At 66.9% G+C, this 22111-nt stretch carries 24 protein-coding genes; 15 read left to right on the top strand and 9 right to left on the bottom strand.

The window, feature by feature from the left end; all coding sequences use genetic code 11:
* The first annotated feature begins 79 nt into the window (after window positions 1-79).
* Both gluQRS and AC1DW4_RS01645 read left to right on the top strand, forming a co-directional pair.
* Window positions 80-958, top strand: coding sequence for a tRNA glutamyl-Q(34) synthetase GluQRS (gene gluQRS / locus AC1DW4_RS01650; RefSeq protein ID WP_477015498.1), 879 nt, complete (start codon window positions 80-82; stop codon window positions 956-958).
* Between the two features lie 162 nt (window positions 959-1120).
* Complete coding sequence (locus AC1DW4_RS01645; RefSeq protein ID WP_477015497.1) at window positions 1121-2038, top strand: DMT family transporter; 918 nt, start codon at window positions 1121-1123, stop codon at window positions 2036-2038.
* A 30-nt stretch (window positions 2039-2068) separates the two neighbouring features.
* Here the strand turns inward: AC1DW4_RS01645 and AC1DW4_RS01640 are convergent, their stop codons facing one another.
* Window positions 2069-2272: a cold-shock protein gene (locus AC1DW4_RS01640; protein WP_077356590.1), complete on the bottom strand. Its 204-nt coding sequence runs from the start codon at window positions 2270-2272 to the stop codon at window positions 2069-2071.
* A 196-nt stretch (window positions 2273-2468) separates the two neighbouring features.
* Window positions 2469-3242 (bottom strand): extensin-like domain-containing protein, encoded by a 774-nt coding sequence (locus tag AC1DW4_RS01635; RefSeq protein WP_477015496.1) that lies wholly within the window; start codon window positions 3240-3242, stop codon window positions 2469-2471.
* A gap of 42 nt (window positions 3243-3284) precedes the next feature.
* Here AC1DW4_RS01635 and ppk2 point away from each other — a divergent pair, with 42 nt between their 5' ends.
* From ppk2 to pgsA, 7 genes are read left to right on the top strand one after another with little or no spacing between them, the layout of a single operon-like run.
* Window positions 3285-4031 carry a polyphosphate kinase 2 gene (ppk2, locus tag AC1DW4_RS01630; protein WP_477015495.1) on the top strand — a complete coding sequence of 249 codons (747 nt, stop codon included), beginning with the start codon at window positions 3285-3287 and terminating at the stop codon, window positions 4029-4031.
* Between the two features lie 32 nt (window positions 4032-4063).
* Window positions 4064-5968 carry an excinuclease ABC subunit UvrC gene (gene uvrC / locus AC1DW4_RS01625; protein WP_477015494.1) on the top strand — a complete coding sequence of 635 codons (1905 nt, stop codon included), beginning with the start codon at window positions 4064-4066 and terminating at the stop codon, window positions 5966-5968.
* Window positions 5969-5995: 27 nt separating this feature from the next.
* Window positions 5996-6304, top strand: a complete 309-nt coding sequence (locus AC1DW4_RS01620; protein WP_477015493.1) for a YdeI/OmpD-associated family protein — start codon at window positions 5996-5998, stop codon at window positions 6302-6304.
* Window positions 6305-6351: 47 nt separating this feature from the next.
* A complete protein-coding gene (locus AC1DW4_RS01615) occupies window positions 6352-6978 on the top strand; it encodes a carbonic anhydrase (RefSeq protein ID WP_477015492.1) in 627 nt (208 codons plus the stop codon).
* Window positions 6979-7013: 35 nt separating this feature from the next.
* Window positions 7014-7259 (top strand): type II toxin-antitoxin system Phd/YefM family antitoxin, encoded by a 246-nt coding sequence (locus AC1DW4_RS01610; RefSeq protein ID WP_477015491.1) that lies wholly within the window; start codon window positions 7014-7016, stop codon window positions 7257-7259.
* Window positions 7256-7708, top strand: coding sequence for a PIN domain-containing protein (locus tag AC1DW4_RS01605; RefSeq protein ID WP_477015490.1), 453 nt, complete (start codon window positions 7256-7258; stop codon window positions 7706-7708). The genes AC1DW4_RS01610 and AC1DW4_RS01605 overlap by 4 nt, the downstream gene beginning before the upstream one ends.
* A 10-nt stretch (window positions 7709-7718) precedes the next feature.
* On the top strand, window positions 7719-8354 hold the full coding sequence (gene pgsA, locus AC1DW4_RS01600) for a CDP-diacylglycerol--glycerol-3-phosphate 3-phosphatidyltransferase (protein ID WP_477015489.1): 636 nt from the start codon (window positions 7719-7721) through the stop codon (window positions 8352-8354).
* 352 nt (window positions 8355-8706) lie between these two features.
* Here pgsA and AC1DW4_RS01595 read toward each other — a convergent pair whose 3' ends face one another.
* From AC1DW4_RS01595 to AC1DW4_RS01585, 3 genes are all read right to left on the bottom strand, one after another.
* The gene (locus AC1DW4_RS01595) at window positions 8707-9246 is read right to left on the bottom strand and encodes a GNAT family N-acetyltransferase (protein WP_477015488.1); all 540 of its coding nucleotides are present in this window, start codon (window positions 9244-9246) and stop codon (window positions 8707-8709) included.
* Entirely contained in the window at window positions 9243-11366 is a 2124-nt protein-coding gene (locus AC1DW4_RS01590; protein ID WP_477015487.1) for a S46 family peptidase, read from the bottom strand. Before AC1DW4_RS01590 ends, AC1DW4_RS01595 begins: the two co-directional genes overlap by 4 nt.
* 187 nt (window positions 11367-11553) lie before the next feature.
* The gene (locus tag AC1DW4_RS01585) at window positions 11554-13638 is read right to left on the bottom strand and encodes a S46 family peptidase (RefSeq protein ID WP_477015486.1); all 2085 of its coding nucleotides are present in this window, start codon (window positions 13636-13638) and stop codon (window positions 11554-11556) included.
* 179 nt (window positions 13639-13817) lie between these two features.
* On the opposite strand from AC1DW4_RS01585, the gene AC1DW4_RS01580 reads away from it, so the two are divergent.
* Genes AC1DW4_RS01580 through AC1DW4_RS01570 form a run of 3 tightly spaced genes read left to right on the top strand, consistent with a single transcriptional unit; the run spans window position 13818 to window position 16783 of the window.
* Window positions 13818-14990: an ABC transporter permease gene (locus tag AC1DW4_RS01580; protein ID WP_477015485.1), complete on the top strand. Its 1173-nt coding sequence runs from the start codon at window positions 13818-13820 to the stop codon at window positions 14988-14990.
* Window positions 14987-15742, top strand: a complete 756-nt coding sequence (locus tag AC1DW4_RS01575; RefSeq protein WP_477015484.1) for an ABC transporter ATP-binding protein — start codon at window positions 14987-14989, stop codon at window positions 15740-15742. The genes AC1DW4_RS01580 and AC1DW4_RS01575 overlap by 4 nt, the downstream gene beginning before the upstream one ends.
* A gap of 24 nt (window positions 15743-15766) precedes the next feature.
* A complete protein-coding gene (locus AC1DW4_RS01570; RefSeq protein WP_477015483.1) occupies window positions 15767-16783 on the top strand; it encodes an HlyD family secretion protein in 1017 nt (338 codons plus the stop codon).
* Between the two features lie 68 nt (window positions 16784-16851).
* On the opposite strand, the gene AC1DW4_RS01565 is transcribed toward AC1DW4_RS01570, so the two are convergent.
* Window positions 16852-17004: a hypothetical protein gene (locus AC1DW4_RS01565; RefSeq protein ID WP_477015482.1), complete on the bottom strand. Its 153-nt coding sequence runs from the start codon at window positions 17002-17004 to the stop codon at window positions 16852-16854.
* 150 nt (window positions 17005-17154) lie between these two features.
* Between AC1DW4_RS01565 and AC1DW4_RS01560 the strand changes: the two genes are divergently transcribed.
* Both AC1DW4_RS01560 and AC1DW4_RS01555 read left to right on the top strand, forming a co-directional pair.
* A complete protein-coding gene (locus AC1DW4_RS01560) occupies window positions 17155-17370 on the top strand; it encodes a DUF1289 domain-containing protein (RefSeq protein WP_477015481.1) in 216 nt (71 codons plus the stop codon).
* A gap of 105 nt (window positions 17371-17475) precedes the next feature.
* Window positions 17476-18000 carry a TIGR02281 family clan AA aspartic protease gene (locus AC1DW4_RS01555; protein ID WP_477015480.1) on the top strand — a complete coding sequence of 175 codons (525 nt, stop codon included), beginning with the start codon at window positions 17476-17478 and terminating at the stop codon, window positions 17998-18000.
* Here the strand turns inward: AC1DW4_RS01555 and AC1DW4_RS01550 are convergent.
* On the bottom strand, window positions 17997-18677 hold the full coding sequence (locus AC1DW4_RS01550; RefSeq protein ID WP_477015479.1) for a hypothetical protein: 681 nt from the start codon (window positions 18675-18677) through the stop codon (window positions 17997-17999). The two genes, AC1DW4_RS01555 and AC1DW4_RS01550, sit on opposite strands and share 4 nt — an antisense overlap.
* Before the next feature lie 50 nt (window positions 18678-18727).
* A complete protein-coding gene (gene dusA, locus AC1DW4_RS01545) occupies window positions 18728-19750 on the bottom strand; it encodes a tRNA dihydrouridine(20/20a) synthase DusA (protein WP_477015478.1) in 1023 nt (340 codons plus the stop codon).
* A gap of 221 nt (window positions 19751-19971) precedes the next feature.
* Here dusA and thrC point away from each other — a divergent pair, with 221 nt between their 5' ends.
* The gene (gene thrC, locus AC1DW4_RS01540; RefSeq protein WP_477015477.1) at window positions 19972-21387 is read left to right on the top strand and encodes a threonine synthase; all 1416 of its coding nucleotides are present in this window, start codon (window positions 19972-19974) and stop codon (window positions 21385-21387) included.
* On the opposite strand, the gene AC1DW4_RS01535 is transcribed toward thrC, so the two are convergent.
* The gene (locus tag AC1DW4_RS01535; protein WP_477015476.1) at window positions 21376-21999 is read right to left on the bottom strand and encodes a hypothetical protein; all 624 of its coding nucleotides are present in this window, start codon (window positions 21997-21999) and stop codon (window positions 21376-21378) included. The two genes, thrC and AC1DW4_RS01535, sit on opposite strands and share 12 nt — an antisense overlap.
* Window positions 22000-22111 lie beyond the last annotated feature (112 nt).

The following is a 22111-nucleotide window of genomic DNA, read 5'->3' as shown; positions in this document are numbered from 1 at the left end:
ATCTCGCCCGCTCGATCACCCCCACGTCTGCCGCTCCGGACGACGGCGGCCGAAAACCGCTGGGTCTGTGCGTCACGCAATGAGCTTCGTCACCCGTTTCGCCCCCTCTCCCACCGGCCTGCTGCACCGGGGGCACGCCTGTTCGGCGCTGACGGCATGGACAGCGGCACGAGAGGCTGGCGGGCGATTCCTGCTGCGGATCGAGGACACCGACTTCACGCGGTGCCGCCCCGAATACGAGACGGCCCTGCTGGAAGACCTGACATGGCTGGGGCTGGACTGGGAAAGGCCGGTCCGGCGTCAATCCGACCACCGCGCGGCCTATGACGCAGCGCTGGAGCGGCTGCGGGGCCAGGGCGTGCTGTATCGCTGCTTTCGCACCCGAAAGGAGCTGATGGCCCTGGCGGGCGTCGCGCCCCACGCCGACGATCCTGCCGATGCCCATGCCTTTTTCGGCGGACCGCTGGACCCGGCCGAGGAGGCCGAGCGCCTGGCGGCGGGACACCCGTTCGCCTGGCGGCTGTCGCTGGCGGCCGCGCGCGAGCGACTGGGCGGCTTCGAGGCCCTGACCTGGGTCGAGGAGACGGCCACGCCCGGCGTCCGGATCGCGCGGCCGGAAGCGCTGGGCGACATGGTTCTGGGTCGCAAGGACATCGGCGCCGGATACGTCATCGCTTCCGTCGTCGACGACGCGCTGCAGGGTGTCACTCATGTCGTACGGGGCGAGGACCTGATCCCCGCGACCTCCATCCAGCGGCTGCTACAGGCCCTGCTGGACCTGCCCACACCGGTCTATCGCCATCATCCGCTGCTGCTGGGGCCTGACGGGAAACGCTACGCCAAACGGAACGGGTCGGTGACGATCATGGCGCTTCGGGAAGCGGGCGTGACCACCGAAGAGCTGAGGGCTGAGTTGGGGTTTGGCGGATTTTCCCTCTCCCGGCGGGAGAGGGCTTGAGGCTCGCAGAGCGTAGCGATGCGCCTAGCCGAAAGGGTGAGGGGCACCCCCTCGCCCCTTCGCACGATCAACCCCTCACCCTTTCGCACAAGGACGATCACTGCGTGATCGTGTGCTCAAGCCCTCTCCCGCCGGGAGAGGGAAAGGTCTAAGCGACCGCGAATGACCACCCCCGCCCCCCGCCTGATTCCGCTGCTTGTCGTGCTGGTCTCCGCCAGCATCCTGGGGCTGGCACCGATCCTGGTGCGGCTGACCGAGACGGGGCCGGCGGCGGCCGGGTTCTGGCGCTTCGCCTTCGCCCTGCCGCTGCTATTCCTGATCCTGTCACGACCCGGCGGCGAAGGCATCGCGCGGCCGTCGAAATGGATGCTGCTGGCGGGGCTGTTCTTCGCGCTGGACCTGTCGTTCTGGCACTACGGCATCGTCATGACCTCGGTCGCCAACGCCACGGTGCTGTGCAACCTGACGCCGGTGGTCGTGACCCTGATCGGCTGGCTGTTCTTCAAGGAGAGGCCCGCCCGGCTGTTCATCCTGGCGCTGGCCCTGGCCATGGGCGGGGCGTTCGCCATGGCGGCGGCGGCGGAGGGCGGACAGGGCACGAACCCGATCCTGGGCGACATTCTCTCGCTGACGGTGTCCTTCTGGTACGCGGGCTATTTCCTGATGGTGAAGCTGGCGCGGACGACGGCCGGGGCATTGCGCGTGACCTTCTGGGCCACCCTGGCCGGGTTGCCTCTGATGGGCGGAGTGGCCCTCCTGCTGGGTGAAAGCATGATCCCGGCGACAGCCGCAGGCTGGGCCGCCTGCGTGGCCATGGGGCTGATGCATGTGGCGGGTCAGGGCGGGGTCGCCTGGGCGCTGGGGCGGTTGCCCGCCTCGATCACGGCGGTGACGATCCTGATACAGCCGCTGGTCGCGGCGGGCCTGAGCTGGTTGATCTTCGGCGAGACGCTCGCCCCCGTTCAGGCCCTGGGCGGGGCGCTGGTCCTGTGCGCGATCGTGCTGGCGCAATGGTCAAGTAGAGTGGGGTCCAGCAGAACGAAAACGGGCGCGGCACCCGAAGGTCCCGCGCCCGCCTGATGGTCCTTCAGCGACCCGATCCTTGTAGGATCAGAGCAGCTTCAGATCCACGGCCGAGGTCTTGCCGCGCTGGGATTCCAGCTCGTACGAAACCTTGGCGTTTTCATCGAGGCCCGTCAGGCCAGCCTTCTGCACGGCGGTGATGTGAACGAACACATCGGCGCCGCCGCTTTCGGGCTGGATGAAGCCGAAGCCCTTCGTGGGGTTGAACCACTTGACCGTACCGGTCGCCATTGTTGCGTCTCCATAAACGCGCTTTTCCAGGCGGACGCCCTTACGAGGGGGCCCGACAACCCATCTGGACAGCTCGTTCGGTAGAAGGAGCGAAACGCAGGTTTGGACCCCACGCGAAATCCGGATTGCAGGGGTGTTTTCTCTCGGACTCAAGGTCCGGTCAACACGAATTGATTCGCCGTCCAGGCGAGCGTGGCTAACGCGGCCCCCTGACGCACAGGGATCTGGGCGCGCCGTCAAGATGCAGGTGGTTCCTGTGGGCATCGTTATAGTCAGGCGTCAGCACCGTGGAGAAGACCTGACAGGCCCCGTCGCGCAGCCGCTTCAGAAAGACCGACCCCTCCGCCCCCTGCGGTCCGTCACCCTTCCAGTCCGCCTCGACAGACACGGTCCGCCCGTCGGCCAGGGTGACCGAGGCGACATCCAGGGCATTGGCGCGGGCGTGCTCGCTTGGCCGGTCGGCGACGTCGGTCGAGCCATAGATGCGGCGGCAGGCGTAGGTGCCGTAGTTGTTCACCGCCACAGCGCGAGACCCATAGACCGCCTGAGCCGCGGGCTGCAGCACCTGGCGGTCCCAGATCACATACCGCACGGCCAGCGGACACTGCATGGTCAGGCCGCCGGGCTTCAGCGGCGTGACCGCACCGCCCGTGATCGTGACCGCGCCCCGCACCTGACAGAAGCCGCCGTCGTCGCGATCCTCGGCCCGCCGCACCTCGACCCCGGCGTCGCGCAGGGTCTGGATACAGGCATCGGTCGCGCCCTTGATCTCCTCAGGCGCGGCGGCGGGCGTGACGACGAAATCGGCGACCTTGGCCGCCGTGGCCTGACCGACGGGCCGGTTCAGATCCAGCGGCTTCCAGAACAGGTCCTGCGGCGGCGCGAACGCGTTCAACAGGGCGAAGGCGGCGCAAACACCGAGCACCGCCTCCCACATCAGGTTCCAGAAATCGGCGAAGTCGCGTTTCATGCGCGATCACCCTAACCTGTCGAAAGACACGGAGCGACCGCCATGGGCAAATCACACGACTACGACGCCGAACTGGAGGCGCTTCAGATCGAACTGGTCGCCACCCAGGCCTGGGCCATCGAAACGGGACTGAAGGTGTTGGTGGTGTTCGAAGGCCGCGATTCCGCCGGCAAGGACGGGGCCATCAAGCGGATCACGGAATACGCATCCCCGCGCCAGACCCGCGTCGTCGCCCTGCCCAAGCCGACCGAGAAGGAGGCCGGCCAGTGGTATTTCCAGCGCTACGTTCCGCACCTGCCGTCGGCGGGTGAGTTCGTCCTGTTCAACCGGTCCTGGTACAATCGGGCCGGGGTCGAGCCTGTGATGGGCTTCTGCACGCCCGAACAACATGCCCAATTCCTGGACGATGCGCCCCGCTTCGAGAAGATGCTGACGGCGTCGGGCATCATCCTGATCAAGCTGTGGCTCGACATCTCCAAGGGCGAACAGGCCAGGCGGCTGGAGGAGCGGACGACCGACCCGCTGAAACGCTTCAAGGTCTCTTCGCTGGATGCGGAGGCCCAGACGCGCTGGGACGCCTATTCGGCCGCGCGTGACACGATGCTGGCGCAGACCCACTCCAAGGCCGCGCCCTGGACGGTCATCGCCACCGACGACAAGAAGACCGCGCGCCTGAACATCATCCGCCACATCCTGCATCGGCTCGGCCGGCCGGGGCTCGAGGCGAAGAAGCCCGACAAATCCGTCGTCTTCGACGCGGATCACGCGAAGGGCAAACTGGACGCCTGACGGTTCGAACCGCGCCGCCTATATTCCCCTTGATGCCCGCCGACGCCCCGATCACCGATTCGCCGCTTCCCCTCGTCGCCGCCGAGCTGATCCGCGACGAGGCCCGGCGCGCGCCGGACAAGCCGGGCGTCTATCGCATGTATGGCGAGGACGGGACCTGCCTGTATGTCGGCAAGGCGCGCTCGATCAAGAAGCGCATCCTGCAGTATGCGCAGGGGCGGTTCCACACTCAGCGCATCGGTCTGATGGTCAGCCTGACCCGCTCGATGGAGCTGGTGGTCACAGCGTCCGAGACCGAGGCGCTGCTGCTGGAATCCAACTTCATCAAGAAGCTGAAGCCGCGCTTCAACGTCGTGCTGAGGGACGACAAGTCGTTCGCCGAGCTGATGATCCGGAAGGACCACCGCGCGCCTCAGGTTCGGAAGCATCGGGGGTCGCATACGACGCCGGGTGACTATTTCGGGCCGTTCGCCTCGACCTGGGCGGTGAACCGGACGCTGAACACGCTTCAGAAGGCCTTCCTGCTGCGGTCGTGTTCCGACAGCGTCTACGAGACCCGCACCCGCCCCTGCATGCTGCACCAGATCAAGCGCTGTTCGGCCCCCTGCACCGGGCTGATCAGCCTTGAAGACTACGGCGACCTGGTCGAGGAGGCGTCGCTGTTCCTGCGCGGCAAGTCGCGCGCCGTCATCGGCCGACTGTCCGAGGAGATGACGGCGGCGGCCGAGGCCATGGATTTCGAACAGGCCGCCCGCGTCCGCGACCGCATCCGCGCCCTGTCGGCCATCGCCATGGAGAACTCCGTCAGCGCCGACAGCGTGGCCGAGGCCGACGTCTTCGCCCTGTTCTCCGAAGGCGGCCAGGCCTGCGTGCAGGTCTTCTTCTATCGCGGTGGCCAGAACTGGGGCGGCCGCGCCTATTTTCCTCGCGTGGACCGGTCGGATACCGACGCCGAAATCCTGTCGGCCTTCCTGGGCCAGTTCTACGAGGACAAGCCGGTCCCGCGCCTGATCCTGTCCAACGTCGTCCCGTTCGAGAAGGAACTGCTGGAAGAGGCATTTTCAATGAAGGCAAAGGAGGCGGACGGCCGCCGGGTCGTCTCGCTCGAGCGGCCTCTGCGCGGGGACAAGACGTCCCTTGTCGATCACGCCCTGACCAACGCGCGCGAAGCCCTGGGCCGCAAGATGGCCGAGGGTTCGGCCCAGGGCAAAATCCTCGACGAGGTCTGCGAGGCCTTCGGTCTCGACAGTCGGCCCGAGCGGATCGAGGTCTACGACAACGCCCACATCCAGGGGACCAATGCGGTGGGCGGCATGATCGTCGCAGGGCCCGAGGGCTTCCAGAAGTCGCAGTATCGCAAGTTCAACATTCGCGGCGTCGATCTGACCCCCGGCGACGACTACGGCATGATGCGCGAGGTCATGCGTCGCCGCTTCGGCCGTCTGGTCAAGGACGAGGAGGAAGGCACCGAAGAGGTCGTCCGCCCAGACCTGCTGCTGATCGACGGCGGGGCCGGGCAACTGGCCGAGGTCCAGGCGGTGCTGGCTGACCTCGGTCTGGACGACATCCTGGCTGTCGGCGTGGCCAAGGGACCAGACCGCGACGCCGGGATGGAACGGTTCTTCGTCCCCGGCAAGCCGCCCTTCATGCTGCCGCTGAAATCGCCGGCCCTGTATTACATCCAGCGGCTGCGCGACGAGGCCCACCGTTTCGCCAACGGCGCGCACCGAACGCGCCGCTCGATGGACATCAAGAAGAACCCGCTGGACGAGATCGAGGGCGTCGGCCCGGGCCGGAAGAAGGCCCTGCTGCACGCCTTCGGCTCCGCCAAGGGCGTCGGCCGTGCCGCCATCGTCGACCTGGAAAAGGTCGAAGGCATCAATCGGGCGCTCGCCGAGCGGATTTACGGCTTCTTCCATCCGCAGGCGCAGCGCTAGGATGGCGCGACCGAAACGAGGCTTTCGATGACCGAACTCGCCCAGGGCACGGTTCACACCGTCGGGCCCGACCTGGAAGCCGCCCTGCGATCTGACCCGCAGGCGCTGACCCTCTGGCAGACGCTGACGCCGCTGGGTCGCAACGAGTTCATCTGCTGGGTCGAGGACGCCAAACAGCCCAGGACCCGCGAACGCCGCATTGGACGAACGCTTGAAGAGATGCTCGAGGGCAAGGGCCGTCCCTGCTGCTGGGCCGGCTGTATCCACCGCACCGACAAGGCCCCCAGCCGCTGGCAGCAGGCGGTGCTGATCGACGGCAAGAAACGTCCCGCCTGACGACAGCCCATCTCCACTTCGCGCCGCAGACTGCCTATACCGCAACCATGTCAGACGATTCCACCGACCCCCTGATCTCCGGCTACCGTCGCTTCCGCGCCGATCACTGGCCCGCCGCCAAGGCAGAGTATGAAGCCCTGGCCGCCGACGGCCAGACGCCGCACACCCTGATCGTGGCCTGTTCAGACAGCCGCGCCGACCCCGCCCTGATCTTCGACGCCGCGCCGGGCCAGCTGTTCGTGGTCCGCAATGTCGCCAACCTGGTCCCGCCCTATGAGCCGGACGGCCAGCTGCACGGCGTCTCGGCCGCGCTGGAGTTCGGGGTCAAGGTTCTGAAGGTCGGCCGCATCGTCGTCATGGGCCACGCCCACTGCGGCGGTGTCGCCGCCATGCGCGACGGCGCGCCCGACAGCGTCCAGGACTTCGTCGCCCCCTGGATCGCCCAGGGCACGCCCGTCGTCCGCCATGTCGCCGAAACCGTCGATCCGGCGGAGGTCGAGCAGGCGTCCGAGGAGGCCGTCGTTCGCCTGTCCCTGCGAAACCTGCGCACCTTCCCGTGGATCGCGGAGCGAGAGGCCGCCGGCACCCTGACCCTGACCGGCCTGCATTTCGGCATCGCCGAGGGCATGCTGCGCGCCCTGACTTCGGCTCCGAGGTTCGAACCCCTGGCCTGATTGCGAAAAGTAGTGAAATCCACTACTGTCAGCCTATGGAACGGTCGATCTCAGCCACGGATGCTAACCGCGAGTTTTCCCGCGTGCTCAATGAAGTCGCCAGCGGGGAAACCTACGTCGTGACGACCAGAGGCAGGCCCGTGATCAAAATGGTTCCCATTGATGGACCCGAAGCCGATCGCGTCGAGAAAAACCGCAAGCTGAAGAGGCTGCTCGATGAACTCTCCGAGCGTCCAGTCCAGAACCTTGGGCGGGTCACACGCGACGATGGATACGAGTGAAGATCGCGCTTGATACAAGCATTCTCGCCTATGCCACCGGCGTGAATGACAAGGCCAGACAGAACCGGGCCCGACGCCTGATCAGCGCGATGGACGCAACGGACATCGTGATGCCGAGCCAGGTGGCTGGCGAACTCTATAACGTCCTGCATCGCAAGGATCGTCGGTCCAGAGAAGAGGCCGCTGCTATCGTCCGCTCTTGGATCGAGGCGCTTGTTTTCACGGTTCATTCGCCAACAGCTTTTGCCGACGCATTGAACCTGGCGCGAAACCATGAGTTCCAGATCTGGGATGCCCTGGTGGTCTGCGTCGCCGCCGAAGCCGGCTGCACATTCCTGCTCTCCGAGGATATGCAGGAGGGCTTCATCTTTCGAGGGATGATCATCGCCAACCCCTTCGCCGACCCGCTGCATCCCGCGCTGGCGTCCCGCTTCAAAAATCTTGCCTGAAAGTCGCTCAGTGCCCCACACCCACCACGCCAATCCGATCCCCAACATCCTGACCGGCCTGCGGCTGGCCGCGGGGGTGGTGATGTTCCTCATCCTGGCCGGGGCTACGGGGGGCGTGCCGATCCTGTCGGCCTATCTGAGCCCCGAGGATCAGTTCGGCCTGTACCGCGCGGCCTTCTACATCTTCGTGGTCGCCGCCTCGACCGACTGGGTCGACGGATACCTGGCGCGGCGCTGGCATTCGGAGACCCGCTGGGGCGCGATCCTGGATCCGATCGCCGACAAGGTGCTGGTGACGGGGGCCATCCTGGGCGTGCTGACATCCGGCTCGGTGCCCCAGATCGCCATTCCATGCGGACTGATTCTGTTCCGCGAATTCGCCGTCTCGGCCCTGCGCGAGACCATCGCCGGTCGTGTCAGGCTGGAGGTCACCCTGCTGGCCAAGTGGAAGACGACCGTCCAACTGGTCGCCCTGGGCTGCCAGCTGTTCGCCCGCAACTGGGATGGCTTCGGCCTGGACTTCGAGTTCCTGCCCTATTTCCAGCTGTTCGCCGACAGCCTGATCTGGTTCGCCGCCATCGCGACCGTCTGGACCGGCTGGCAGTATTTCGAGACGGCTCGTCGGTCGTTGGCTGAGAAGGCCTGAAGCACAGCGGCAGGATCGCGAATGATTTCATGCACAGTCAGACCGGCATGACCGGTAGAGGCACGAAGACGAGCTCCACGGTGGCAATGATCATTGGGAAATTGGCGATTTTCCCACTTGCACCCTCTCAATCCCTTGTCTTACGCCTTGCTGCATAAAGAATCCGACGACTCGAAGAGCGATCGGATTCTACCGGACGGAGGGTCTGGATGCGCAAGCGACGCGGCAACGGCCGACCTTTTCGGCCGCACTGGCCTCGAATTATAGGATACGGCACCGGAATACTGCTGTGCCTGCTGTTCTGGGCCGGACTCGTCTACTGGCTGAACCATTAGCAGCCGAAATCCGATCGTCATCTGAACGCGGGCAGGCCTTTCTGAAGCACCACGAATTCGAGATCCTGCCGCCTGGGCAGGCCGAAACGTTCGTCACTCAGCGGAAACGGCTCGGTCTCGCCCGTCAGGGAATAGCCCCGGCGTTCGTACCAGGCGATCAACTCGGGGCGCTGGCGAATGACGGTCATACGCATCGTCCGGGCCCCGAAGCGGGTCGTGGCTTCGGTCTCTGCAGCCGCGATCATCGACCGGCCGACGCCCCCTGCCTGTCGTTCGGGCTCGACCGACAGCATGCCCAGATAGGCCGTGCCGCCACCCTCGTCGAACAGCTGGAGGCAGGCCACCATCGCGCCCTCGTCCTCGCCCACCAGCATGATCCGCGCCGGGTCGGTCAGGATCGCGGTCAGCTCCTCGACGTCCGTGCGCTGCCCGTCCAGCAGGTCGGCCTCGTTGGTCCAGCCGACCTTGGCCGTCTCGCCGCGATAGGCGCGCTCTATCAATCGGTGAAGGGCGGGCAGGTCGTCGAGCGTGCCCGCCCGCGTCGTCAGTCCGCTCAACGCGCGCCCAGCTCCGCCACCAGCCCGTCCATGCCGTAGACGTCGCGCAGGGCCACGGTCACCGCGCCCGTGGTCACGATCACGCTGCGGTTGACGTTGCGGTCATAGCCATAGGCGTTGCGCTGGCTCAGCACGGTGGAGTCGAAATTGGCCCCCACCATCTCGCCCGCCGCATTGACCACCGGTGACCCGGACGAGCCGCCGATGGTGTCGGACGACACGGTCATGTCCAGCACGGCGTCGGCCGGAATGCGGTCCTTCGCCGCCAGCAGCCTGGGCGCGACGTCGAAGGGTGCTGCCCCCGTCGCCCGGTCCCACAGGCCGGCGAACGTGGTGAAGGGTCCCCACCGCTGGCCCGGCACGTCCGATCCCTCGATCTTGCCGTAGGTCAGCCGCAGTGTACCGGTCGCATCGGGATAGACGGTGTCGCCATAGGCTTCGAACCGGGCCGTGGCCAGTCGCTCGGACGCCTGGTCGGTCGGGGCCTGCACCCGCGTCTCCCAGTCGGCACGGATGGCACGGGTCTCGTCCTGGATCGACAGCAGATACCGGATCATCGGATCGTCCGATGCCTCGATGGCGGCGAGGCCACCCTCCCACAGAGCGCGCCGCACGGCGGGGTCGGCCAGTTTGGTGCCCTCGACCAGACGCGCCGACAGCTGTTCGGGCGATTCCTGGCCCAGCAGGCCACGCACGGCGGGATGGTCGACCGTCAGCCACTCGCGCGTCTTGGACAGCCACCATTCCATCCGCACCTGTTCCAGCGCCGGATAGGTCGGCCGCTCGGCGAACAGGGCCGACTGCACCGACGACAGGCGCGCGTCACCGTATTCGGGCAGGCGCTCGGCCGAGGGCTTGGCCCGCTCCTGAGCGCCCCGCACCAGGGTCCGCGCCCATTGAAACAGTTGCGACCCACCGGCGACCGAGGTCGTGCCGACACCGGTACCGCCCTCCAGCAGCGCCATGGCGGGGTACAGCTCGCGCGCGATCGGCTGCACTTCGCTGAGCGCCCGCCATGGGTCGTTGCTGTTCAGCTGAACCGCCACGTTCCCCGGCCCGGTCGTGACACGGGCTCCACGCACCTCGACATCGGCCCCCCGGACGCGGCGCTGAAAGTCGGTTTCAGCCTCGGCGCGCGACGCCATGAAGGCCGGATCCGTCAGCGCCCGCATCCGGCCCAGACCCCGCTTGTAGGTGTTCTCCAGCCCCACGATGGGGTCCATGGCGATGAAGGCGTTCTCCTCCGACTCCTCGCTGAACCGGATCAGCCGTCCGCGCAGCTCCGACGCGATCAGCTGGTCCATCGGCAGAACCACGTCCCGCACGGTCGCCAGCTGATCCATGGTCAGCAGCCGCTGGGTCGCGCCGGGCGAACCGGACACGAAGACCGGCGTCCCCTCCACCGGCTTGGCGGCGTTCCAGGTGAAATGGGTCGGGGTCTGGGCCGGGGCGTCGTTCTCGTACAGACGGATGAAGGCCGCATCGATGGCGAAGCGCGGGAAGCTGAAGTTGTCCAGGTCCCCGCCGAAGGTCGCGGCCCGGTCCTCGGGCGCGAAGGCCAGACGGACGTCGGTGTATTTCTTGTAGGTGTAGAGCTTGAACTGTCCGCCCCGGTACAGGCTGACGACCTGGCACCGCTTGTCGGTCGCGGTGCCACAGGCCTCCTGCTCGATCCGCCCGGCCTCGGCGTCGCGCGCCTGGGTGAAGGCCTGGCCGGTCAGTCCGGCACCGACCGCGTGCATCCTCTCGGTGATGTCGGTGATGTCGGTCAGCACCTCGGCCGTGCCGCCCGGGCATTTGGCCTCTTCTTCACGATTGCGGGGCGTGAAGCCGGTCTCGGCATAGTTCCGCGCCTGGGTCGACAGGTTGGCGACGCAGGTCGCCACGCAGTGGTTGTTGGTCATGACCAGACCCTCGCCCGACACGATGCCGGCGGAACACCCGCCGAACCGCACGGAGCTGAGCCGCACCCGGTCCAGCCAGGCCTGGTCGATATGCGTTCCCAGCGTCGCATTGGCCCGCGCGATGGGGAAGTTGTCGAACGTCCACATGCCTTCCTCGGCGCGCGCCCCCGTGGCGGCGACGGTCAGGGCGGTGGTCAGGGCGAGGATCAGGCGCATGGATCAGTTCCTGTCCTTCTCCCCTTGCGGGAGAAGGTGGCAGCCAAAGGCTGACGGATGAGGGGTACGAAGACCCGGACGGGATGCGAGATCAGACAAACACCGGCGACAGCGAGTGTCACCCCTCATCCGACCTCGCTTCGCTCGGCCACCTTCTCCCACAAGGGGATAAGGAAACGGCTCGAGCCTACCGCACCCCCAGCTCTTCGAGCAGGCGGGGCTGGTTGTAGACGTTGCGCAGGGCCTCGGTGATGGCCGCCGTCGAGACCGTCACCGTGCGGTTCAGCTCGCCATCGTAGCCGAAGGCTCCGCCCAGCGAGTGGATGTTCCCGTCGAAGGCCGCGCCGATGACTTCGCCGTCGGCGTTGATCACGGGCGAACCCGAGTTGCCGCCGATGATGTCGTTGGTCGAGACGAAGTCGTAGACCGTCTCCTTGTTCACCTTGTCCTCGTTCTCCTCGAACTTGCCGGCCAGGACGAACGGCTGCGAGCCGGTCGCGCGGTCGTAGAGGCCACCCATATAGGTGAAGGCCGGAACTTCGGTGCCGCGATAGGTCCACCCCTGCACCGCACCATAGGACAGCCGCAGGGAGAAGGTCGCGTCCGGATACTGGTTCGGACCCAACACCGCGAACCGGGCCTGGGCGACCTTTTCGGCCGCGCGCGCGGTCGGCCCCGAGACGGTCGCTTCCCAGCCGGCCCGCAGCGCCTGCGCCGCATCGTCGTTCTTCAGGACCAGCTCGATCATCGGGTCGCCCGAGGCGGCCAGCTGTTCCGGTGTCATGGCCAGCAGCTCGGCCCGGCGCGCCGGATCGGCCAGTCCTGTGCCCGTGACCAGACGATGGGCCAGGGCCTCGGGGCTTTCGCGGCCCAGCAGGCGTTTGACGTCGGCATTGTCGACGGTCAGGTATTCGCGGGTCTTGGACAGCCAGAAGGTCAGATAGACCTCTTCCAGCCCCGGCGTGATCGGGACCTCGGTCGACAGCCGGCGCCCGAGGGCTGCCAGGTCGGCGTCGCTGTTGCCTGGACGACGCTCGGCGGCGGGTTTGGCGTGTTCCTTGGACGCGCGGACGATGGCCTTGGCATATTGGTAAAGCGTCGAGCCCCCGCCGGCGGAGGCTTCCAGCTGGCGATACGGCAGATACAGTTCGCTCGCCTGGGCCTGGATCCGCTCCAGATCACCCCACGGATCACCGATACGGGCGACCAGCGCCGGGTCGGCGGCGACGCCCGCACGGATACGGGCCTCCTCGTCGCGTTTCGCCTGCAGGAAGGCGGGATCGAGCAGGGCCTGTTCCTGTCCGTAGGTGGCCTTGAAGCTGTTCTCCAGACCGAAGATCGGATCGACCGCGACGCGCGCCGTTTCCGCGTCGGTGAACGACCACTGCTGCAGCCGGCCGCGCAGTTCGGACGACTGGATCAGGCTCAGGGGCTGGACCTGATCGCGCAGGCGCTCCAGCTGGCTGATGGTCAGCAGACGCGAGGTCGATCCCGGATTGCCGGCCACGAACACAGGATCGCCGACCTTGGGCGCTTCGGCGTTCCAGGTCAGGTGGTTGGGCGTCTCGACCGGCTTGCCGTCCTCATAGATGCGCAGCATGCCGACATCGAGCGCATAGCGGGGGAAGTTGAAGTTGTCCGGATCGCCGCCGAAGAAAGCCGCCTGGAACTCCGGTGCGAAGGCCAGCCGGACGTCCTCGTATTTGCGATATTTGTACAGCTTGTACTGACCGCCCCGGAAGAAGCTGATGACCTGGCAGGTCAGCTTCACGTCGTCGCCGCAGACTTCCTGCTGGATGGCCTGTGTCTCTGCCGCGCGGGCCTGGACGAAGGCCGCGCCTTCCAGCCCATTGCCGGCCGCCAGCACGCGATCGGTGACGTCGGTGATGTCGGTCAGGATCTCGGCGGTCTCGCCGGGGCACTGTTTTTCTTCCTCTCGCGTGGCCGGCATCCAGCCGTTCTTCACATAATCGTTCTGCGCGTCCGACAGGTCCTGGGCGCAGCCGACGACGCAGTGGTGGTTGGTCAGGATCAGGCCCTCGCCCGACACCAGGGACGCGGAACAGCCGTTGATGCGCACCGCCGCGTTCTGGACCCGGTCCAGCCAGGCCTGGTCGATGTGGGTGCCGTAGCGTGTGTTCACCGCCGCGATCGGAAAGTTGTCGAAGGTCCACATGCCCTCGTCGGCACGGGCTGTCGTCGGCTGGAAGCCGATGGCGGCGACGGCCAGGGCCAGGCCCGAGGTCGCGGCGCTGAGGGTACGCAGGCTCATGGATCGTCTCCCGTTCGCCGGACGGACCGGCGGCTGTCTTCTGTCGGCCGCTAGCTAGGCCCCGGCGCGGGGCGCTCGCAAGCGTGACTATACCAAGGCTGCTGTCTTACCCCGATTTAACTTGGAGCGAACCCCGCTCGGCCTCACACAGGGCGCAAGTCAGGGACCTTCGAGACACAATGTCGCTCGCGCTTTCCACGCTGCTCTATGAGTGGCGCCGCTACATGGCCGCCGTGATGGCGCTGGCGCTGTCAGGCCTGCTGGTGCTCGGAATGGCCGGCGTCTTCATCGGCATCGGCAAGGGCTTCACGGCCACGATCGAGCGATCCAGCGCCGACGTCATCATCATGCAGCCGGGGGCCAAGTCGCTGATCGGCGGACCGTCGGGCGTGCCGCGCCGCTTCATCCCCCTGGCCTACAACCATCCCGAGGTGGTCGAGGTGCAACCCCTAGACGGGGCCGGCGGAAGCTTCCAGTCGATCAAGGATGTCGACCCCACCAAGTCCGCCGCCGACCGCGCCCGCGAAGGCGCACCGAAACAGAACTTCGTCCAGGCCTCCATCATCGACACGACGCCCGGCGCGGTGACCATCCCCACCGACTACTCGCCCGAACTGGTCGAGGCCCTGCGCCAGCCCTATACCGTCGCCATCGACGAAACGGCGCTGAAGGCCCTGGGGGTCAAGCTGGGGGACAAGGCGCTTTACAACGGGCAGACCGTGACGGTCGCGGCCGTCCTGCGCGGCTATCCCAACATGATGCAGTCCACGGTCGTCATGTCTCGCGACACCCTGCGGATGGTGGGGCAGGCCGACACCGGGCCGCGCGTGGGGCCGCTGATGGTCAAGCTGCGCGACCCATCACGCGCCGCGATCGTGGCCGCCCAACTGAACCAGATGGGCAACGGACAGTGGAAGGCCTGGACCCGCCAGAGCCTGGCCGACGCCAACCAGAGCGCCATGTTCGAACAGGGGCCGCTGATCATCATCCTGGGCGGCGTCACCGTCGTCGGCATCATCATCGGCGTCGCCATCACCTGGCAGACCCTGCGCGGGGCCATTATGGCCAACATCAAGGAGTTCGCCTCGCTGAGGGCCCTGGGCGTCGGCATGGGATCGCTGCGCCGCATCGTGGTCGAGCTCAGCTTCTGGGTCGGCGTGGTCGGCGTCGCGGCCGCCGTCGGCCTGACCTGGCTGGTCGCCCTGTTCGCCGCCACCCAGGGGGTTCTGATCGCGCTTCAGCCGGCGGCCCTGATCGCCGTCGGTGGCGGGCTGATCTCCATCGCGATGGTGTCGGGCCTGCTGTCGCTCGGCGTCCTCAAGAACAGCCAGCCCGCGGACCTGCTGCGATGACCAAGCACACAACCGCCCATGGCAAGCACGGCGATTTCGCGATCGAGGCCAAGGGCCTGATCAAGCGGTTCAAGTCGGGCAAGGCCTATGTCGAGGTGCTGAAGGGCGTCGATTTCGACGCTCGGCACGGCGACCTGACCATGGTCATGGGACCGTCCGGTTCCGGCAAGTCCACCCTCATCGCCGCGCTCAGCGGGCTGCTTCGCCCCGAGCAGGGCCGCGTCGATACGCTGGACGTCGATGACCTGTGGAAGCTGTCGTCGGGCAAGATCGACAGGTTCCGCCTGGATCACTGCGGCTTCATCTTCCAGGGCTTCAACCTGTTCCCGGCCCTGACCGCCCTGCAGCAGGTCACGACCGTGCTGAAGTTCCAGGGCCTGACCTCCGACCAGGCGAAAAAACGCGCCACTCTGGCGCTGGAAGAGGTCGGCCTGGGCAAGCGACTTCACCAACGGCCGTCCGCCCTGTCCGGCGGGGAAAAGCAGCGTGTCGCCATCGCCCGCGCCCTGGCCAAGGACCCTCAGATCCTGTTCGCCGACGAACCGACGTCCGCCCTCGACGGCGAGAACGGCCAGGTGGTCATCCGCCTGCTGCGCCGCGCCGCCACCGAACACGGGGCAGCCGTGATCTGCGTGACCCACGACCCTCGCCTGGAGGAATGGGCCGACCGGGTCATCAAGATCGAGGACGGCATCATCATCTCCGACGAGCGTCGGACGCCCAATCCCAACGCCACGCTCGGCTCGCACTAGACGCCTTTTCGAGGACCCACCCGCATGCCCGCCTTCCTGAAGAACAAATGGCTCTGGATCGGCATCCTGCTGATCATCGTCATCGTCGTCGGCTTCGTGGCCCTGAAGGGCGCGGGCGCGGCCAAGAAGGCGGAAGCCGAAAAGGCCGAGGCGACCAAGGTCGAAAGTCCCTATGCCGCGATCGCCAACGGCAAGGTGGACGTCGAGGGCGGCATCATCTCCGTCGCCGCGCGTCGGGGCGGCATCATCCGCGAAGTCCTGGTCCAGGAAGGCGACCGCGTGACCGCCGGCCAGATCCTGGCCCGCCAGGAGGACGACGAAGCCCGCCTGGCCGTCCAGTCCAGCCGCGCCGCTGTCAACCAGGCCGAGAGCCAGCTGGCCGCCATCCGCGTCGACATCAACACCGCCCAGCGCGAGTACAACCGGCTTGAGCAGCTGGTCGCCACCAACTTCGTCGCCGCCCAGCGTCTGGATCAGGCCCGTGATGCCATCGCCGCCGCCCAGGCCCGGATGGGGTCGGCCGCTGCCGCCGTTCAGACCGCGCGCGCCCAATTGGCTCAGGCCCAGTACAATCAGGAGCTGACGGTCATCCGCGCCCCGACGTCGGGCCGGATCGCCCGTCGCTATGCCAACCCCGGCGCCGGTGCCTCGACCCTGAACGTCTCGGCCATGTTCGACCTGGAACCCGACGCGCCCCGCATCGCCCGCGCCGAGATCGTCGAAAGCGACATTCCGAATGTCACGGTCGGCCAGGCCGTCGAGATCACGCCCGAGGGCGATCCGACCAAGGTCTACATCGGCTCGGTGCTGCGTCGCGCGGCCGTGTTCGGGGCCAGGAAGCTGGCGTCCGACGATCCCTCGCAGCGCTCGGACGAACGGGTGGTCGAGGTCGTGGTCTCGGCCGGAGACGCGCCCCTGCTGATCGGGCAGCGGGTGCTGGTCAAGTTCATGAAGCCGGGCCAGACGGCCGGCGCGGCGCGCGCTCCCAGCGTGGGCGTCCCGGCAAGCCGCTCCATGCAGGCGGCCAACCCGGCCGCCTGATCGGCCCCGCTGACAAAAAGCGAAAGCCCCGGCCGTCGGCCGGGGCTTTCTGCATTCAGGCGCTGACTTCAGGCCTTCTTGTCGAACCGGAACGGCACGAAGTTCGAAGGATGGCTGACCACGCGATCATTCGCGCGCGGGCTTTTGGTGTTCACCAGCATCCCGCCCCACAGGGCAAAGGACATCATGGCATGTTGCAGGTTCTTGTCTCGGTCGTTCATGGTGGCGTCTCCTTTCGCTGAACGATGAAAAGAGACGCGTCGTGCTTGCAGGGGCTCTCACCCTCTTAGTCGTTTCGCGTCGATGACACCTTCGCACATGCGGCGGATAATGCAAGTTTTTAGTCCGGCTTCGGAGTATATTTCGCAAACATGTCGCTGACTGTCGCACAGCCGCCACGCCCGATCGCCACGCCCTGCATCAAGGTCTGCGTGGTGGATGGCGCCTCCAGCCTTTGCCTGGGCTGCTATCGGACCCTGGCCGAAATCGCGGAATGGAGCCGCTTGAGCGACGACCAGCGCACTGAAATCATGAGCGAACTGCCTGCGCGTCGCGACCGGATCGATCCGGCCCTGCGCGGGGCCTGAGGCGTTAACCCGCCGTCAGCCATCTCGGTTCACCGCATCCCAACGCCGGTGGTGCAGGGTATGGGTCGGCCGCAGAAGCAGCCGGTTGGCGTAGGTGTTCCCCTGGTGCGTTTCGACCTGCAATCCGCGATCGTCATGGGCATGGCGACGGTGTCCTCGCTGAGCGTCGCCTGGGTGCTGAGCCATCAGTCCCCGCGCGAGGCCGAGGCCGCGACCCTGATCGTGCCGGTCGCCGCCGCGCCGACGCCGCGCGCCGTCCCCGGACAGCCCGCCCAGATCGCCAAGAGCCCCGACGGTCACTTCTGGGCAGAGGCCGACATCGACGGCCGCGCCATCCGCGTCCTAGTCGATACGGGGGCCAGCGTCGTCGCCCTGACGCGCGACGACGCGCTTCGCCTGGGCCTGCGACTGACACCCGCCGACTTCACCCAGACAGTGGAAACGGCCTCGGGACCCGCCAGCGCCGCCACCATCGAGCTGGCCCACGTCGCCGTCGGCGGTGCGCGGGTCGAGAAGGTCCAGGCGCTGGTCGTCGAGAAGGGCCTGCCCCACTCCCTGCTGGGCATGAGCTATCTGGGGCGGCTGTCGGCCTTCGAGGCCCGACCGACGGGCCTGACGCTCAGACCCTAGAACCGAACCGTGGCGCCCAGCTGGACGACGGGGAACAGGCCCCGGTCCTTGGCGTCTTCCTGGATGTCGGCCGCCTCCTGCGCAAGACGCGCGCGGAAGGTGGGGTCGTTCGACAGGGTGCCGCCGGTCGAGTCCAGCCCGACCTGGGGCTCGTCGCTATAGGCCACGCCGACGATGCCACGCAGGCCCCAGCGCCTGTCGCGATAGAAGCTGTCGTCCCAGCCGATGCCCAGAAACGGCGCGGTGTCCGACAGCTTGACCCGGCCGCTCAGCGTGCCGACCTGGGCCGGGGTGAAGGTCGCCCCGCCGATCTCGACCGGCGCATTGGGCGTGGCGTTCAGGTCGATGGTCCGGTCGCCCACATAGACCCCGCCCGAGATCAGGAAGGCGTTGGCGAAGGGATGCAGGTCGACGAAGGCGGAGACGGTGTCGAAGTCGAACCGACCCTTGTAGTCGACGTCGCTGTAGCTCTGGTCGAACTGGACGCCCAGGGTATCCAGCCCGCCGCGCACCACGAACACCGGCCCCAGCGACAGCTGCGCCTCCACCCCGACCCCCGGCGTGCCCAGGTTCAGGGCGGCGGTGATGGGAGAGCGGCCCCTCCCCTGCGCCTCGGCCGTGCCGGCAACGGTCAGGGCTGTGGCGACGGACAGGGCGATCAGAAGGGCGCGGGTCATGCGGCACAGATGCCCAGAACAGCCTTAATGCCGGGTTTACCCTGTCGGGCTCAGGCCGCCTCCCCGACCCGCTCGCGTCGAGCCTCGGCCTCGCGCACAGCCTCGACGGCGCGTTGGACGACTTCGAGGTCCGCACCCGGCCGGATCGCCTCGACGGTCAGGATGCGGCGGAAGGCCCGCGCGCCCGGCCGCCCATGCATCAGCCCCAGCATATGCCGGGTCATGGCGTGCAGGCCCCAACCCTCAGCCAGGCGCGCCGCCAGATAGGGCTTGTAACGGTCGATGGCGGTGAACGGATCGACATCGGGGGTCTCCGCGCCGAACAGCCGCCGATCCACCTGACCCAGCAGGGCCGGCTCGTGATAGGCGACCCGACCCAGCATGACGCCGTCGAGCCGCACGCCATCGGCATCGTCCAGATGGGCCTCGGCCGCGTCGAGCGAGGCTATGCCGCCATTGATACAGATCGTCAGGTGCGGACGCTCGGCCTTCAGCCGCCGGACCAGGGCGTAGTCCAGCGGCGGCACGTCGCGGTTCTCCTTGGGCGACAGGCCGCTCAGCCAGGCCTTGCGCGCGTGGACGACGAAGGTCCTCACCCCCACCGCCGCACTGGCATCCACCGTGGCGAACAGGCTGACGGCCGGGTCCTGATCGTCCACGCCGATCCGGCATTTGACGGTCGCGGGCAGATCGACAGCCGATCGGATCGCCGCCATGCAGTCGGCGACCAGTTCCGGCTCCTTCATCAGGCAGGCTCCGAACCGGCCGGACTGGACCCGGTCGGACGGGCAACCGACGTTCAGGTTGATCTCGTCATAGCCCATGGCCGCGCCGATCCGCGCGGCCTCAGCCAACTGCTCCGGGTCCGAGCCACCCAACTGCAGCGCCACCGGATGCTCGATCGCATCGAAGCCCAGCAGCCGCTCGCGATCGCCGTGCAGCACCGCCGGGGCCGTGACCATCTCGGTATAGAGCAGCGCCCGCGTGCTCAGCGCACGGTGAAAGGCCCGGCAATGCCGGTCGGTCCAGTCCATCATGGGGGCCACCGACAGGCGGTGGGCGGGGGCAGTCATGGGCGTCATCGAGCGAAGAAAAAATGTGTGCCGACCGTGCAGACCGTGCAGATCGACCGATTGGGTAGCAAAAAAACGGTTCCGATCCGTCCGGGTCTGACCGGCGAAAGCGGCTGCATAGCACAGGGGCGCGTCAGATGCGGACGTGGGCGGTCCAAACCGCGATCGCAAGGCCACAAAAGGGGTGACGCACCCGGCCCCTCTGGCTAACCAGAACGGTGATGGCCCAGCGACCCGATACCTATGTCTCCACGCGCGGCGGCGCGCCCGCGACGGATTTCGCCGAGGCCTTGCTGCGCGGCATGGCCCCGGATGGCGGGCTGTATATGCCGTCGTCGTGGCCGACGCTGGGCGCCGAGACATGGGCCGCGGGGCGCGGCTATACCGAGATCGCCAGGGCGGCCATGGTCCCCTTCCTGGGCGATGTCCTGCCCGACGGGTCGCTGGATCGCGCGCTGGAGCGACTGACCGCCGGCTTCGCGCCGCCCGAGGTCACGCCGCTGATCCGGCTGGAGGACGGCCTGTATCTGCTGGAGCTGTTCCACGGCCCGACCGCCGCGTTCAAGGACCTGGCCATGCAGCTGGCCGCGTCGCTGGCGTCGGAGGCCCTGGCCGCGTCGGGCCAGACCCTGACCCTGGTCACCGCGACCAGCGGCGATACGGGCGCCGCCGCCGTCGCCGCCTTCGCCGACCAGCCGCGCATCCGCCTGATCGTCCTGCATCCGCATGAGCGGGTCTCGCCCGTCCAGCGCCGCCAGATGACGACGGTCAAGGCGGGCAATGTGCTGAACCTGGCCGTGCGTGGCGATTTCGACGACTGCCAGCGTCTGGTGAAGGGGCTGCTGGCCGACGAATCCTTACGCGCCCACGGCCGGTTCAGCTCGGTCAACTCGATCAACTGGGCGCGGCTGGCGGGACAGATTCCCTATTACGTCTCGGCCGTGTCACAGCTTGCGGCCATGGGCGAGACGCGGCCGCCGGTGTTCGTGGTGCCCACCGGCAATTTCGGCGACGCCTTCGCCGGGATCGCGGCGCGAAAGATGGGCCTGCCGGTCGCGGGTTTCGTCGCGGCGGTGAACACCAACGACGCCCTGGCCCGCGCCATCAACGACGGGATCTATGCGCGAAAGGCCGCCGTCGAGACGGCATCGGTCAGCATGGACGTTCAGGCGCCCTCGAACTTCGAACGACTGGTGTACGAGGCTTCGGGCCGCGACGCCGCCCTGACCGCCGGCCTGTTCGCCGACTTTGCGAGAAAGGGCGAGGTGACCGTGCCCGCCGACCTTCTGGCCGCGATCCGCGCCGAGATCAGCGCCGTCTCGGTCGACGAAGAAACCACCCGCGCCCAGATCGCCCATGCCCACGCCACCTGGGGCCAGGTGGTCTGCCCCCACACCGCCGTCGCCCTGTCGGCCGCGCGCGGCGTCGATCGATCTTTGGGGCCGGTGGTCGCCCTCGCCACCGCCCACCCCGCCAAGTTCGGCAAGGACGTCGCGCCGGTGCTCGGCTTCGACCCCGACCCGCCCAAGGTCATCCGCGACCTGGGCGACCGGGCCGAACGGTTCGAGGTGATCGGGGCGGAGGCGGCCGAGGCGCTGGCGGCAGTGCGGGGGTTCGGGGGACAACTAGCCGTCTGATGAACCTCTCGATCTGACGATCACCCCTTCGCCGAACATCTCAGCGTCTGCCCTCATCGCAGCGAAGTTATCAGAGGCAATCATACGGTCGATGTCACTCATGACCGCATCATCAATCTTAGCGAACTGCTGGTCTGAGATACTCGCCATCGCATTTTGGGCATGAGCTGCCTTTTCACGGTAGAGGTCGAGTAGTCCGGCAGGCAGCACAAACTGCCTTGGCTTAAGCACGCCTTCTCGCACATGAACTTGCGTGCCCTCGAATTTGTCGGGTCCCTCTTGGATCGTTCCGAATATTTGAAATCGACCGAGCTTTGACCAAGCGAACAAAGAGCGTCCAGAACCAACGATATCCATTGCTATCGCGCCAGTCATGAAGCGATTGATGTTCGTCGGCAGGTCTCGAACGGTCGTATCTTCAATGACATCAAATATTACGAACTGCTGCCTGAATTTTCCAGGATGCGGTAACTCCCCCAACAGGAATTTTCTCCATGTCAGCTCTGCATCGATTAACAGGGCTTTCTGTTCTTCTGTGTAGCGCGTAGCAGGGTTAAGTCCGTGACAGTGATTGAGGACGCGCCACGACACCGAGACGCAAAATTTCAGCATCCAGTCATCGTATCGAGTTTTGAGCGAGCCATTCAGCCAAGGATGAAAGACACGATTGGCAAACTCCCTCTCCCACCCGCTAAAGAGCGCTTCGCACTTCGAACACAACCAG

Source organism: Brevundimonas sp. P2_A6 (assembly GCF_056404975.1).
Note: the sequence above shows the minus strand (reverse complement) of the source record. Positions and strands in the feature narration are given on the sequence as shown.